The sequence below is a fragment of the Shewanella sp. K8 genome, from assembly GCF_028823715.1.
GTDB classification, from domain to species: domain Bacteria; phylum Pseudomonadota; class Gammaproteobacteria; order Enterobacterales; family Shewanellaceae; genus Shewanella; species Shewanella algae.
This window is the reverse complement of the sequence record NZ_JAPEHY010000035.1, coordinates 1-14,115: the sequence shown is the minus strand read 5'-3', so window position 1 is coordinate 14,115 and position 14,115 is coordinate 1. Positions and strand designations below refer to the sequence as shown.

The 14,115-nt window shown below is 53.9% G+C and carries 11 protein-coding genes; 10 read left to right on the top strand and 1 reads right to left on the bottom strand.

What is annotated here, in order from left to right; all coding sequences use genetic code 11:
* Positions 1-2 precede the first annotated feature (2 nt).
* The 8 genes from murD (at position 3) to lpxC (ending at position 9,502) form a co-directional block, all read left to right on the top strand.
* The gene (gene murD / locus ON072_RS16950) at positions 3-1,322 is read left to right on the top strand and encodes a UDP-N-acetylmuramoyl-L-alanine--D-glutamate ligase (RefSeq protein ID WP_025010891.1); all 1,320 of its coding nucleotides are present in this window, start codon (positions 3-5) and stop codon (positions 1,320-1,322) included.
* Entirely contained in the window at positions 1,312-2,529 is a 1,218-nt protein-coding gene (gene ftsW / locus ON072_RS16945) for a cell division protein FtsW (RefSeq protein ID WP_208139772.1), read from the top strand. Before murD ends, ftsW begins: the two co-directional genes overlap by 11 nt.
* The gene (murG, locus tag ON072_RS16940; RefSeq protein WP_037437115.1) at positions 2,526-3,629 is read left to right on the top strand and encodes an undecaprenyldiphospho-muramoylpentapeptide beta-N-acetylglucosaminyltransferase; all 1,104 of its coding nucleotides are present in this window, start codon (positions 2,526-2,528) and stop codon (positions 3,627-3,629) included. The genes ftsW and murG overlap by 4 nt, the downstream gene beginning before the upstream one ends.
* Entirely contained in the window at positions 3,626-5,095 is a 1,470-nt protein-coding gene (murC, locus tag ON072_RS16935; RefSeq protein WP_096142773.1) for a UDP-N-acetylmuramate--L-alanine ligase, read from the top strand. The genes murG and murC overlap by 4 nt, the downstream gene beginning before the upstream one ends.
* Positions 5,096-5,191: 96 nt before the next feature.
* Entirely contained in the window at positions 5,192-5,956 is a 765-nt protein-coding gene (locus ON072_RS16930; protein ID WP_106408513.1) for a cell division protein FtsQ/DivIB, read from the top strand.
* Positions 5,957-5,959: 3 nt separating this feature from the next.
* Positions 5,960-7,195: a cell division protein FtsA gene (ftsA, locus tag ON072_RS16925; RefSeq protein ID WP_025010894.1), complete on the top strand. Its 1,236-nt coding sequence runs from the start codon at positions 5,960-5,962 to the stop codon at positions 7,193-7,195.
* A 35-nt stretch (positions 7,196-7,230) separates the two neighbouring features.
* The gene (ftsZ, locus tag ON072_RS16920; RefSeq protein ID WP_025010895.1) at positions 7,231-8,403 is read left to right on the top strand and encodes a cell division protein FtsZ; all 1,173 of its coding nucleotides are present in this window, start codon (positions 7,231-7,233) and stop codon (positions 8,401-8,403) included.
* 178 nt (positions 8,404-8,581) lie between these two features.
* On the top strand, positions 8,582-9,502 hold the full coding sequence (gene lpxC, locus ON072_RS16915; protein ID WP_025010896.1) for a UDP-3-O-acyl-N-acetylglucosamine deacetylase: 921 nt from the start codon (positions 8,582-8,584) through the stop codon (positions 9,500-9,502).
* 8 nt (positions 9,503-9,510) lie between these two features.
* Here the strand turns inward: lpxC and ON072_RS16910 are convergent, their stop codons facing one another.
* Complete coding sequence (locus tag ON072_RS16910; protein ID WP_025010897.1) at positions 9,511-9,963, bottom strand: DUF721 domain-containing protein; 453 nt, start codon at positions 9,961-9,963, stop codon at positions 9,511-9,513.
* Positions 9,964-9,991: 28 nt separating this feature from the next.
* On the opposite strand from ON072_RS16910, the gene ON072_RS16905 reads away from it, so the two are divergent.
* Together ON072_RS16905 and secA are read left to right on the top strand one after the other, a co-directional pair.
* Positions 9,992-10,891 (top strand): M23 family metallopeptidase, encoded by a 900-nt coding sequence (locus ON072_RS16905; RefSeq protein WP_144379714.1) that lies wholly within the window; start codon positions 9,992-9,994, stop codon positions 10,889-10,891.
* 58 nt (positions 10,892-10,949) lie between these two features.
* Positions 10,950-13,673: a preprotein translocase subunit SecA gene (gene secA, locus ON072_RS16900; RefSeq protein WP_109247708.1), complete on the top strand. Its 2,724-nt coding sequence runs from the start codon at positions 10,950-10,952 to the stop codon at positions 13,671-13,673.
* The last annotated feature ends 442 nt before the right edge of the window (positions 13,674-14,115 follow it).

Genomic DNA, 14,115 nt, shown 5'->3' with positions numbered 1-14,115 from the left:
TCATGATGAGTCGCTGTTCGCACATAGTGTTGGGATTGGGGGCCACAGGCTTGTCTGTGGTGCGCTATCTGGTGGCTCAGGGGCATGCCCCTATGGTGATGGACAGCCGCCGCAATCCACCCGGTGCTGAGGCGCTGAAAAATGAGTTTCCGGATCTGGAGTTTTGCTTCGGTGGTTTCGATTGCCGTGGTCTGGTGCAGGCCGAGCAGATCATCATCAGTCCAGGGATCCCCATGGATACCCCCGAAGTAAGGGCGGCGTTGGATATGGGCATAGAAGTGATCGGCGATGTGGAACTGTTTGCCCGCGCCATCGCCGACAAGGGCCCATGTGTGCTGGCGATTACCGGTTCCAATGGCAAGTCGACTGTGACGACTCTGGTCGGTGAAATGCTCAAAGCCGGTGGCAAGCAAGCCGCCATCGGCGGCAACATAGGGGTGCCGGCGTTGGAGCTTTTGGGCGAAAACGTCAGTCACTATGTGCTGGAGCTATCCAGTTTCCAGTTGGAAACCACTCATAGTCTCAAGTGTTTGGCGGCAACTTGCCTGAACATTTCTGAAGACCACATGGACAGATACAGCGACCTGGAAGCCTATCGTCAGGCTAAACTGCGGCTCTATGAACTGAGCCGACTGGCGATTTTCAACCGGGATGATCCGCAAACGCAGCCCATGTCACCCATGAACAACAACAGCTTTGGTCTGGGTAACCCCGAAGGGGATGAGTGGGGGATCACCGACGGCAAGATTTTCCACGGCAGCAGTGAAATCATGAATCTGATGGATGTGGCGCTGCTCGGCAGCCATAACCACGCCAACCTGCTGGCCGCCATGGCGTTGGCCGATGCGGCCGGCGTGGATAAGGAAGCCATGGCCAGAGTGGCCCGCGAGTACAAAGGCTTGCCGCACAGATGTGAACTGGTGGCGGTCAAGAATGGCGCCACCTGGATCAACGATTCCAAGGCCACCAATGTGGGCGCTACCGTGGCTGCGCTCGAAGGGCTCAGCGACTACCTCGGTGATGTGATCCTGATTGCCGGTGGTGATGGTAAAGGAGCCGATTTCCGGCCGCTTGCCAATGCGCTCGGCTCTGTGACTCACCTTATTACCCTGGGGCGAGACGGTGACAAGATTGCGGCATTGAAAGAGGGCGCCATCAAGGTTGGCTCCATGGCAGAAGCCGTGAGCAAGGCCGCCGAGCTGGCGAGTTCCGGAGACATAGTCTTGTTGTCACCGGCCTGTGCCAGCCTGGATATGTACAGCAACTTTATGGCCAGAGGCGATGATTTCCGCCAACTGGTGGAGGCGCTGGATGAGCAGTGATGAACGACAACTCAGCCTGTTCGGGACCAGCCTCAAGTGGCGCTGGCCTGACTGGTTCGGTGAGAAGCAATCGCAGGGCATGCAACTGTATGACCGGCGTTTGCTGCTTGCCGTTTTGTCGTTGATCGCCTTTGGCTTTGTGATGGTGATGTCGGCTTCTATGCCGGAAGCCCAGAGCCTGACAGGTAATCCGTTTCACTTTGTTACCCGCCATCTGTTTTATCTGGTGGGTTGCGTGGTGATAGCCGCAGTGGTGTTGCAGGTAGAGATGCAGCGCTGGCAGCAACTGAGTCCGCTGATGCTGTTGCTGGTTGGGGTTATGTTGGTGGCTGTGCTGATAGTGGGCACCACGGTAAACGGGGCGACCCGCTGGCTGTCTCTGGGGCCGGTGAGAATTCAGGTAGCCGAGATAGCCAAGTTTGCTTTTGCGGTCTACATGGCCGGTTATCTGGTTCGGCGGCATCAGGAAGTGCGTGAAAACGCCAAGGGCTTTTACAAACCGATTGCGGTTTTTGCCGTCTATGCCTTCTTGATCCTGATGCAACCGGATCTGGGAACCGTGGTGGTGCTATTTGTCGGTACTGTGGGACTGCTGTTTTTGGCCGGCGCCCGTTTGCTGGACTTCTTTGCGCTGATCCTGACCGGGGTCATGGCCTTTGTGGCTTTGGTGTTGCTGGAGCCCTACCGGATGCGGCGGGTAACCTCCTTCCTCGACCCCTGGCAGGATCCGTTCGGCAGTGGTTACCAGTTGACTCAGTCGCTGATGGCCTATGGCCGTGGTGACTGGTTTGGTCAGGGGCTTGGCAACAGTATCCAGAAACTGGAATACCTGCCGGAGGCGCACACTGACTTTATCTTTGCCGTTATAGGGGAAGAGCTTGGATTTATGGGCATTATCGCTGTGCTGGCGGTACTGCTGTTTGTGGCGCTGCGGGCAATTCGTCTCGGCAGTCAATGTCTGGCCATGGACCGGGCATTTGAAGGTTATCTGGCCTACGCCATAGGGATCTGGATCTGTTTCCAGACTGTGGTGAACGTGGGCGCCAGTATCGGCATTTTGCCGACCAAAGGGCTGACACTGCCCTTTATCAGCTATGGCGGCAGTAGTCTCTGGGTGATGACGGCTGCGGTCATGATGCTGATCCGGATAGATCATGAGCGGCGTCTCAGCCTGATCCAGGCGGTACAGGGAAGGCTGAAGTCATGAAAGGTAATAATGTGAATAACAAACGTATTTTGGTGATGGCCGGTGGTACCGGCGGTCACGTTTTCCCGGCGTTGGCAGTGGCCAGACGCCTGGCACAGCAGGGCTGGCAGGTGCGTTGGCTGGGCACGGCAGACCGGATGGAGGCGCGCTTGGTGCCTCAACACGGCTTTGACATAGATTTTATTGACATCAAGGGCGTGCGCGGCAACGGCATAGTGCGCAAGCTGGCAGCGCCTTTCAAGGTACTGCGCTCGATTATCCAGGCGCGCAGGGTCATCCGCGAATTTCGGCCGGATGTGGTGTTGGGCATGGGTGGCTTTGCCAGCGGTCCGGGCGGCGTTGCCGCCAAGCTCAGTGGTATTCCGTTGGTGTTGCATGAGCAAAACGCCATTCCGGGGATGACCAATAAGCTGCTTTCCCGTATCGCCACTAAGGTGCTGTGCGCCTTTGCCAATACCTTCGAGCCGGGTAAGGCCGAAGTGGTGGGCAACCCTATTCGCCAGGAGCTTATCACTCTGGGTGGGCAGCCCAGAGCCCAGCATCAGGATGCGCTGAAAATTCTGGTCGTCGGTGGCAGCCTGGGGGCCAAGGTATTCAACGACCTTATGCCGGCCGTGGTTGCCGAGGTCAGCAAGTCACAGTCGGTGACGGTTTGGCATCAGGTGGGTAAGGGCAATCAGGCACCGGTGGAAGCCGAATATCAGCAGCTGGGACAAGACGGCAGAGTCAAAGTCGCTGAGTTTATCGATGATATGGAAGCTGCCTATCGTTGGGCCGATGTGGTCATTTGCCGCGCTGGTGCCCTAACCGTTTCCGAGTTGGCGGCTGTTGGCCTGCCCAGCCTGTTGGTGCCTTATCCCCATGCGGTGGATGATCACCAGACCCGCAACGCCCAGGTGTTGGTGGATGCGGGCGCGGCCTTCCTGTTGCCGCAGCCGATTGTCGATGTGCCCAGGCTGGCGAATAAGCTGGCCCTGCTTGGCAGTGATAGAAATGAATTGGCCCTGATGGGGCAAAGAGCCAGAGCGGCCGCCGTGCTGGATGCGACCGATAAAGTCGCCCAAGTCTGTATCGAACTGGCAGAGAAAGGAAATAGATGAATAACAGAGCAGAGAAATACGCCCAGCTTCGCGCCATGATCCCGGAAATGCGCCGGGTGCGTCGTATTCACTTTGTTGGCATAGGTGGTGCCGGCATGGGGGGCATTGCCGAGGTTCTGGTCAACGAAGGTTATCAGGTCAGTGGTTCGGATATTGCCGAAAATGCCGTGACTGAACGTTTGGCGGCTCTGGGTGCTCGCATTATTATCGGCCACAGTGCTGAGGCTGTGGTGAACGTTGATGTGGTGGTGGTTTCCACCGCGATTAAAGCGGATAACCCGGAAGTCGCGGCCGCCAGAGCCAGCCGCACTCCGATAGTGCGCCGTGCCGAGATGTTGGCCGAGTTGATGCGTTACCGTCATGGGGTGGCGATTGCCGGCACCCATGGCAAAACCACTACAACCAGCCTTATCGCCAGTGTTTATGGCCAGGCCGAGCGGGATCCGACCTTTGTAATAGGTGGCCTGCTCAATAGTGCCGGCACCAATGCTCGCTTGGGGCACAGCCGTTACCTTATCGCCGAGGCCGATGAGAGTGATGCCAGCTTCCTGCATCTGCAGCCCATGGTGAGTGTGGTAACCAATATTGAAGCCGACCATATGGATACTTATGGCGGCGATTTTGAGAAGTTGAAAACCACCTTTGTGGACTTCCTGCATAACTTGCCGTTCTACGGTGTGGCCGTGCTCTGTATCGATGATCCTGTGGTGAAAGAGATCATGCCGCGTATTGGTCGCCACATGGTGACCTATGGCTTCAGTGATGAGGCCGATGTGCAGGCACTCAACTTTAGCCAAGAAGGACATCAATGCCGTTTCACCGTGCGTCGCAAGGGGCGGGACGACTTGGAGCTGCTGCTGAATCTGCCGGGACGGCACAATGTGCTGAACGCCTTGGCGGCGATTGCCGTGGCCAGTGAAGATGATATAGATGATGCCGCCATAGTGCAGGCGATGGCGGAGTTCCAGGGAATTGGCCGCCGCTTCCAGCACCTGGGGGCCTTCGATACTCCCAAGGGCGAGGTGATGCTGGTTGATGATTACGGCCATCATCCCAGTGAAGTCGCTGCCACTATCAAGGCGGCTCGTGCCGGTTGGCCTAATAAGCGCCTGGTGATGGCTTATCAGCCACACAGATATAGTCGCACCCGGGATCTGTACGAGGACTTTGTCGAGGTATTGTCTCAGGTCGATGGCCTATTGCTGCTGGAGGTCTATCCCGCCGGTGAAGCACCTATCGCGGGAGCAGACAGCCGCGCGTTGTGCCGCAGCATCAGATTGCGTGGTCAGGTCGACCCTATCTATGTCGCTACGCCGGAGCAGTTGCAGGAGATACTGCCGGATGTGCTCAAGGACGGCGATCTGCTGATGACCCAAGGCGCCGGCAATATAGGCGCCCTGGCGCGCCAACTGGCGAGCAGCAAACTGGGGTTTAGTGATGATAAGAAAGATACGATTACTGAATAGATTTTCGCCGCTTAATGGCTTGAAAACAGTATCTTTTGACCAAGAAAACCAGCCCTATATAATGGCCGGTTTTCCGCCAAGCTAACGGGCAGGACCATGGCGCTGAAGGACAGGTTGCACAAGGGCCGGGCAAGGCTAGCCGGAGTCAATTGGTATCTCTGCAGCGGGATTGGCTTTCTGCTGTTGGTACTGGCGGCATTCGGCATGGCGGCTTGGAAACTGGGACTGGTGCTGAATGATGCCGAGGCCTTGCCCATTGAGGCAGTGGCGATTAAAGGCGAGCGCCAGTACACCACGGATGCGGAAATCCGTGGCGCCTTGCAGGACTTGATGCAGCGTAGCTTTTTCAGCGCTGATGTGGCCGAGGTGCAGCAGGCGCTGGAGGCCCTGCCTTGGGTATACCGGGCCTCGGTTCGGCGCGAATGGCCGGCCAAGCTGAAGGTTTATCTGCAGGAGCAGGTCGCCGTGGCGCACTGGAATCAGGATGAATGGCTCAATGAACACGGCGAGGTGTTTCTGGCGCCACCGCAACCCGGGCTGGAAAATCTGCCTTGGTTGGCGGGACCTGAACCTATGGCGAAGGAGGTATTAATCTCCTTTCGGCAGATGGATGAACTGCTGCGGATAAACAGCTTCAAGCTGGATAGATTGAGTCTCAGCCCGAGACATGCCTGGGAGGCGACTTTGGGCAACGGCATCATGCTGGAGTTGGGACGAGAGGACAAGATGGCGCGGATACAGCGTTTTATCAACGTGTATCCCGAGTTGGTTAAACAGGAAAAGAGTGTCGCCAGAGTGGATCTACGCTATGACACGGGTCTGGCAGTAGGCTGGGAAGACGCACAAGAAGAGAGCCGTTAATTAATGACCAAGAACCAAGATAGAAATCTGATCGTCGGATTGGACATAGGGACATCCAAGGTCGCTGTGATCATAGGTGAAGTCTTGCCCGATGGCGAAATCAGTGTCGTCGGTCTGGGTAATCATCCATCACGCGGCATGGATAAAGGCGGGGTCAACGACCTCGATTCTATCGTGCGCAGTGTGCAGCGGGCCCTGGATCAGGCCGAGCTGATGGCAGACTGTCAGGTGTCTTCGGTGTATTTGAGCATTTCCGGCAAGCATATCGATTGTCAGAACGAAAACGGCATGGTCTCCATCAATGATGAAGAGGTGACCCAGGAAGACGTGGACAACGTCATTCACACGGCCCGTTCGGTGAAGATCCCCACCGAGCGCCGCATTTTGCACGTACTGCCGCAGGAATATGCCATAGATGTTCAGGAAGGGATCCGCAGCCCTATTGGCATGTCCGGCATGCGGATGGAAGCCAAGGTGCATATAGTCACCTGCGCCAATGATATGGCTAAGAATATCACCAAGAGTGTTGAGCGCTGTGGCCTCAAGGTGGACGACCTGGTGTTTTCCGGTATCGCTTCGGCCGATGCGGTACTGACCAATGATGAAAAAGATCTGGGTGTTTGTCTGGTGGATGTCGGTGGCGGTACCACAGATATTGCTGTGTATACCAATGGCGCTCTGCGTCACTGCGCCGTGGTGCCGGTGGCCGGCAATCAGGTAACCAGTGATATCGCCAAAATTTTCCGCACGCCGCTGTCGCATGCCGAGCAGATTAAAGTGCAGCATGCCAGTGCCCGCAGCTCCATGGTGAGCCGTGAGGACAGCATAGAGGTGCCGTCCGTAGGTGGCCGGCCATCAAGAACCATGTCGCGTCATACACTGGCCGAAGTGGTTGAACCCAGATATCAGGAACTGTTCGAGTTGGTATTCAAAGAGCTCAAGGACAGTGGCCTGGAAGATCAAATTGCCGCCGGCATAGTGTTGACCGGTGGCACCGCCTCTATCGAAGGGGCTGTGGATGTTGCCGAAGCCACGTTCGGCATGCCGGTAAGGGTGGCATCACCACTGCCGGTGAAAGGTTTGTATGAATATGTGGATCAGCCCATCTACTCCACAGGTGTTGGGCTGTTACATTACGGCGCGCGCAGGGTTATCGAACGTCAGTTTGAACGACCCGAGCGTCAAGGGGTGACCAGTCTCTGGAATCGGGTTCAGAGCTGGTTTAAAGGTGAGTTTTAACTTACGTAAACGCAGGTAATACGGAGAATTCAACCATGTTTGAGATCATGGATACTCATTCTGACGAGGCGGTGATAAAGGTCATCGGCGTCGGTGGTGGCGGTGGTAATGCCGTCGAACATATGGTGAAACACAACATCGAAGGTGTTGAGTTTGTTGCCACCAATACAGATGCCCAGGCACTGCGTAAGTCTGCCGCGGGCACCACAATTCAACTGGGACGTGATGTCACCAAGGGCCTGGGTGCCGGTGCCAATCCGGAAGTCGGTCGAGCTGCTGCCGAAGAAGATCGTGAAAATATCCGTGAGGCCATCAAGGGCTCGGATATGATCTTCATCGCTGCCGGTATGGGCGGTGGTACGGGGACAGGTGCTGCTCCTGTGGTGGCGCAGATTGCCCGCGAAGAAGGGATATTGACAGTGGCCGTGGTCACCAAGCCTTTCCCATTCGAAGGCAAGAAGCGTATGGCCTATGCCGATCAGGGTATTGGAGAGCTGGCCAAACATGTTGACTCGCTGATCACTATCCCCAACGAGAAGCTACTCAAGGTCTTGGGCCGTGGTACATCATTGCTGGATGCCTTCGCTGCCGCAAACAACGTACTCTTGGGTGCGGTGCAGGGTATCGCTGAGCTGATCACCCGTCCCGGTCTGATTAACGTCGACTTCGCCGACGTGAAAACTGTTATGTCCGAAATGGGTAACGCCATGATGGGCACAGGGGTGGCTCGTGGTGAAGACCGCGCCGAAGAAGCTGCCGAAGCGGCCGTAGCCAGTCCGCTGCTGGAAGATATCGACTTGGCAGGCGCCCGCGGCGTACTGGTCAACATCACTGCCGGCATGGATATGAGCATTGAAGAGTTCGAGACTGTGGGTAACCACGTCAAGGCTTACGCTTCTGACAACGCGACAGTGGTAGTTGGTGCTGTTATCGATCCGGAAATGAGCGATGAGCTGCGAGTCACTGTAGTTGCTACCGGTATAGGTTCGGAAAGAAAACCTGACATTCAGCTGGTATCCAAACCTGCTCCACGTCAGGAACCTGTGCCAGAGCCTAAGGTCGAAGCATACGTGCCTCAGGAAGAAGCCGTTGCGCCTGTATCTCACAAGAGCAATGCGGTTCCTGCGTCACAGCCTGCGCCCAACCCGCACAAAAACGAGCTTGATTATTTGGATATTCCGGCGTTTTTGCGTAAGCAAGCCGACTGATACTGGCGGTTATCGCTGGTGTAAATTGGGTGATCTCCTTTGTTTCTGTTAAGCAAAGGCAGGTAAATTTTTGTGAAATTACCAATTTATGCTAGGATATCCGACCAGCCGCGCCTGACGAGTGTCGATTTTATCGTCAAAGGCAGGGCTTTTTGTTGAGATGAATACGGGTAACTAAATGATTTTTCAAAGAACTGTTGAAAAAATGGTAAAGACCACCGGTGTCGGTTTGCACTCCGGCAATAAGGTGACTTTGACTATCAAGCCCGCACCAGTCAATACAGGGATCGTACTCGTGCGCACCGATATGCAGCCGGCAGTGGAGATTGCTGCCAAGGCAGAGCAGGTGCGTGAAACGACTATGTGTACGGCTCTGGTCAATGATGAAGGTGTTCGCATCTCAACGATTGAGCATCTGTTTGCTGCACTCGCGGGTTTGGGAATCGACAATGCCGTTATTGAAGTGGATGCTCCCGAGATCCCTATCATGGATGGCAGTGCCAGCCCTTTTGTATTCCTGCTGCAAAGCGCGGGGATCAAAGATCAGTCAGCGGCCAAGAAATATCTGAAAATCAAGCGCACAGTGCGTGTTGAAGACGGTGATAAGTGGGCTGAACTGCGACCTTTCAAAGGTTTCAGAGTCGATTTTGCCATCGATTTCAATCACCCTGAAATCGCCCGTAGTCAACAGCATATGGTGATGGATTTTTCCTCTTCTGCCTTTGTGAAAGATATCAGTCGTGCCAGAACCTTTGGTTTTATGCGTGATATCGAGTATCTGCGTGCCAACAACCTGGCATTGGGCGGCAGTATGGAAAACGCGGTTGTGCTTGATGAATATCGTGTCCTCAACCCCGATGGCCTGCGTTATGAGGATGAATTTGTTAAGCACAAGATTCTGGATGCGTTTGGTGACCTGTATGTGGCGGGTCACGCCATAGTCGGAGAATTCTGTGCCTACAAGACGGGGCATGCCCTGAACAACCAGCTGGTGCGGGCATTGCTTGCCCAGCAGGATGCCTGGGAGTTGGTCAGCTTCGAAAAAGAAGCGGATGTGCCTGTCAGCTTTATGATGCCATCCAATGTCGTGATGGCTTAATCGTAAAACTAGGACTGCCTTTTACGGCTGGCTAATGCAGCCAGCCGTTTTAGTTTCTGGCCCAGCTCGCCCTCGGTGTGTTCGGCCAGTGCATTAATATGTGAAGCTGCAGTTTCACTCAGCTGTCTGTGAACCACTTGGGGTTTTGCCCCCGATGTTGCCAGTGCCGGGTTGACTTTAACCTCAATAGCGGTAAGCATTGGGAGCGTTTCTGCCTGAAGTTGGGCAAGCAGTTTGGTTTTTTGAAAGTTAATCCTGGCGGCCCAAGCGGCGGAAGGGGTCTCAATAACCAACACACTTTGGCGCAGATTGGCAACTTTCAGCTGTTCGCTGACAGGGCCTGACAGCAGTTGTTTGACATGCTGGTTCAGATACAACAAAAGCTCCGCTTTCTCGGCCAGATCGGGCAGACGTCCCGACTGATGCAGTAATTGGCTGAGGTGCTGAGGGAGCTTCTTCATTACGATAATAAGATGGCTGAATTAGGCTATGAGTGTAACAGTTTTTATTCAAGGTCGGAATGGCGTGACGCGCTGGCAACCGGGCAAACGCTGGTTGCTGTTGCCTATTTTGCTCCTCGCTGCGGGCACTGGGCTCTATCATTACAACGCCGAGCGATTTGAGTCGCAACAGGCTAACGTCGACAACGAGCGTCAGGCTCGTGAGCAGCAACAGAAACAAGTCAAAGAACTCAAGCAAGCAACAGAGACTCAGTTGGCAACTCTGGTGGCGCATGTCGCCAGAATGCAGGCCAAACTGACCCGGCTTGAGGCTCTCGGGCAAACTCTTGCCCAGAATTACCAACTTGAAGAACAGTTCGATTTTGGCGCCGAGGTAGGTCTGGGTGGTCTAAGCGAGTTGGGTACCAGCATAGAGCTGGAGCAGCTGATCTCTGATATGGATCGGCTGGCATCAGGAATTGATAGCAATAATGCTCAGTTGTCACTGCTTGAAACAGTGGCTTCCAATCTCCATATAGATGAAGAGCGTTATATATCAGGGCGGCCAATCAATAAAGGTTGGTTATCTTCGCCCTACGGTTTACGTAATGATCCTTTCAATGGCCGCAGAACTGTGCATAAAGGCATAGACTTTGCGGGTACAGAAGGAGCCGATGTGATCGCCACCGGTGGTGGTGTGGTGACATGGGCCGGGAATATGTTTGGCTATGGTGAGTTGGTGGAGATAGATCACGGTAACGGATTGCGCACCCGCTATGGCCATAATAAAGCTTTGTCAGTAACTGTAGGTGATGTGGTCGCCAAGGGCGAGAAAATTGCCACCATGGGAAGCTCTGGGCGTTCGACAGGACCCCATGTGCATTACGAAGTGTTGCGGGGTGGACAGCAGATAGATCCCAAGAAGTACGTCTACCGCAAAGCAGGTTAATTGGAACTGGCCGCCAGACTCGCAAGAGGCTTGGCCTACAACAGAATAAGTGATTCAGATGTTAGGTAAATTACTGACAAAAGTATTTGGTAGTCGTAACGACCGCACCCTTAAAGCCCTGGGCAAGATAGTCAACAAGATCAACGCGCTCGAAGGTGAATATGAGCAACTCAGCAATGAGCAGCTCAAGGCCAAAACCCAGGAGTTCCGTGATCGACTCGAAAAAGGGGAAACTCTTGACGACATCATGGCCGAAGCCTTTGCCACTGTACGAGAGGCTTCCAAGCGGGTGTTCGAGATGCGCCACTTCGACGTGCAGTTGATAGGTGGTATGGTGCTGGACAGCAACCGTATTGCTGAGATGCGCACCGGTGAAGGTAAGACACTGACCGCCACGCTGCCGGCCTATCTCAATGCACTGACCGGTAAGGGCGTTCACGTTATTACAGTGAACGACTATCTGGCTCGCCGTGACGCCGACACTAACCGCCCACTGTTTGAATTCCTTGGAATGACGGTTGGGGTTAACGTCGCCGGTCTTGGTCAGCTGGAAAAGAAAGCTGCCTATAACTCAGATATCACTTACGGTACCAACAACGAATTTGGTTTCGACTATCTGCGCGACAACATGGCGTTTTCACCACAGGAGCGGGTACAGCGTCCATTGCATTATGCTCTGATAGACGAAGTCGACTCCATCCTTATTGATGAAGCCCGTACACCGCTGATCATCTCCGGCGCCGCGGAAGACAGCTCTGAGCTCTACATCAAAGTCAACACACTGATCCCTAATCTGATCCGCCAGGATAAAGAAGACTCGGACGACTATGTCGGTGAGGGTGACTTCAGTGTTGATGAAAAGGCCAAGCAAGTTCACATGACTGAACGTGGCCAGGAAAAAATTGAACTCCTGTTGATCCAGGCCGGACTGCTGGCCGAAGGGGATTCGCTTTACTCGGCCGCTAATATCTCACTGTTGCACCATGTTAACGCTGCACTGCGCGCTCACACCCTGTTTGAACGTGATGTTGACTACGTTGTGCAGGACGGCGAAGTGATCATCGTCGATGAGCACACTGGCCGTACCATGCAGGGGCGCCGTTGGTCTGAAGGTCTGCATCAGGCGGTGGAAGCCAAAGAAGGCGTGAAGATCCAGAATGAAAACCAGACTCTGGCTTCTATCACCTTCCAAAACTACTTCCGTCAGTATGAAAAACTGGCCGGTATGACAGGTACTGCCGATACCGAAGCCTTCGAATTCCAGCATATCTATGGTTTGGATACCGTAGTCATCCCCACCAACCGGCCGATGATCCGTAACGATATGGCTGACTTGGTGTACCTCACTGCCAAAGAAAAGTACGCCGCCATTATTCAGGACATCAAAGGGTGCCGTGAACGTGGTCAGCCGGTATTGGTTGGTACAGTTTCCATCGAACAGTCTGAACTGTTGTCCAACCTGTTGGACCGGGAAAAGATCCCTCACAAGGTACTGAATGCCAAATTCCACGAAAAAGAAGCTGAAATTGTTGCTCAGGCCGGACGTAGTGGAGCGGTAACCGTAGCCACCAACATGGCCGGTCGTGGTACGGATATCGTCTTGGGTGGCAGCTGGAAAGCGGAAGTTGAGGAACTGGAAAACCCAACCGAGGAGCAGATCGCCAAGATCCGTGCCGACTGGCAAGAGCGTCACGATGCCGTGGTTGCTGCCGGTGGTTTGCACATTCTGGGCACAGAACGTCACGAGTCCCGTCGTATCGACAACCAGCTGCGTGGTCGTTCCGGCCGTCAGGGTGATGCGGGTTCATCACGTTTCTATCTGTCGATGGAAGACAGCTTGATGCGGATCTTCGCTTCAGATCGCGTTGCCAACATGATGAAGAAGTTGGGCATGGAAGAAGGCGAAGCCATTGAACATCCTTGGGTATCTCGTGCGATTGAGAATGCCCAGCGCAAAGTGGAAGCCCGTAACTTCGATATTCGTAAGCAGTTGCTGGAATTTGATGATGTCGCCAACGACCAGCGTCAGGTGGTTTACGCTCAGCGTAACGAACTGATGGATGCCGAAAGCATTGAAGATACCATCAAGACTATTCAGGAAGACGTGATCACAGGCGTTATCGATCAATACATTCCACCACAGTCAGTTGAAGAGCTCTGGGACGTTCCCGGCCTCGAGCAGCGACTCAAGCAGGAATTTGTTCTGGACTTGCCGCTGCAAGAGTGGCTGGATAAAGAAGAAGACCTGCACGAAGAGACCCTGCGTGAGCGGATCATCGAATCCTGGCTCAAGGCCTATGAGGCCAAAGAGCAGATGGTAGGCCCTGAAGTGCTGCGCCAGTTCGAAAAGGCCGTGATGCTGCAGACCCTGGATGGTTTGTGGAAAGAGCACTTGGCTGCCATGGACCACCTGCGTCAGGGAATTCACCTGCGTGGTTATGCTCAGAAGAACCCCAAACAGGAATATAAGCGTGAGTCCTTTGAGCTGTTCCAGCAGATGTTGGAGTCACTCAAGCACGATGTGATCAGTATTCTGTCCAAGGTTCAGGTACAGGCTCAATCAGATGTAGATGAAATGGAAGCCCGTCGCCGTGAAGAAGAAGCACGGATCCAACATCAATATCAGCACGCTACATCTGAAGCTTTGAATGAAGCCGAACACGATGCTGAAGTTGCTGCACATACTCCAGTTGTGCGTGATGGTGAGAAAGTTGGGCGCAACGATCCTTGTCCTTGCGGCTCAGGTAAAAAATACAAACAGTGTCATGGCAAACTGAGCTAACACACTGTAAGTCATTAAAGGCAATCTTCGGATTGCCTTTTTTGTTACTTTAAAAACGCATTTTTTGCTCCACAAACTCACAAATGTGGATAACTCTGGGGGTAAAAAGTGCTTAACGTGTGACTAACCCTATGGCCTCAAAAAAGATCGCAAAATACTGAAAAAAGCCCTTGCGCAAAAGTTTTGGCTCCCTATAATGCGCACCCACTGACACGGCGAACGAGAACAAATATCTGTTCAAATTCAAAGTCGGTAACGCGGTAGCAAGCCTGGGTTTCAACGGTGTGAAGTTAAAAACATCACTCGCTCGAAACCAGATAAAAAAGGGCTTGACGCTGAAAAAGGGATGTGTAGAATACGCAGCCCTGACCCGATGAGAATCATCGCGGTCCTGCTCTTTAACAATCTATCAAGCAATCTGTGTGGACACTCACAGGCATTG

Bases quoted from the DNA above. Each gene is read 5' to 3' on its own strand.
- murD (WP_025010891.1), top strand. From the start codon at position 3: ATGATGAGTCGCTGTTCGCACATAGTGTTGGGATTGGGGGCCACAGGC.
- ftsW (WP_208139772.1), top strand. From the start codon at position 1,312: ATGAGCAGTGATGAACGACAACTCAGCCTGTTCGGGACCAGCCTCAAG.
- murG (WP_037437115.1), top strand. From the start codon at position 2,526: ATGAAAGGTAATAATGTGAATAACAAACGTATTTTGGTGATGGCCGGT.
- murC (WP_096142773.1), top strand. From the start codon at position 3,626: ATGAATAACAGAGCAGAGAAATACGCCCAGCTTCGCGCCATGATCCCG.
- ON072_RS16930 (WP_106408513.1), top strand. From the start codon at position 5,192: ATGGCGCTGAAGGACAGGTTGCACAAGGGCCGGGCAAGGCTAGCCGGA.
- ftsA (WP_025010894.1), top strand. From the start codon at position 5,960: ATGACCAAGAACCAAGATAGAAATCTGATCGTCGGATTGGACATAGGG.
- ftsZ (WP_025010895.1), top strand. From the start codon at position 7,231: ATGTTTGAGATCATGGATACTCATTCTGACGAGGCGGTGATAAAGGTC.
- lpxC (WP_025010896.1), top strand. From the start codon at position 8,582: ATGATTTTTCAAAGAACTGTTGAAAAAATGGTAAAGACCACCGGTGTC.
- ON072_RS16910 (WP_025010897.1), bottom strand. From the start codon at position 9,963: ATGAAGAAGCTCCCTCAGCACCTCAGCCAATTACTGCATCAGTCGGGA.
- ON072_RS16905 (WP_144379714.1), top strand. From the start codon at position 9,992: ATGAGTGTAACAGTTTTTATTCAAGGTCGGAATGGCGTGACGCGCTGG.
- secA (WP_109247708.1), top strand. From the start codon at position 10,950: ATGTTAGGTAAATTACTGACAAAAGTATTTGGTAGTCGTAACGACCGC.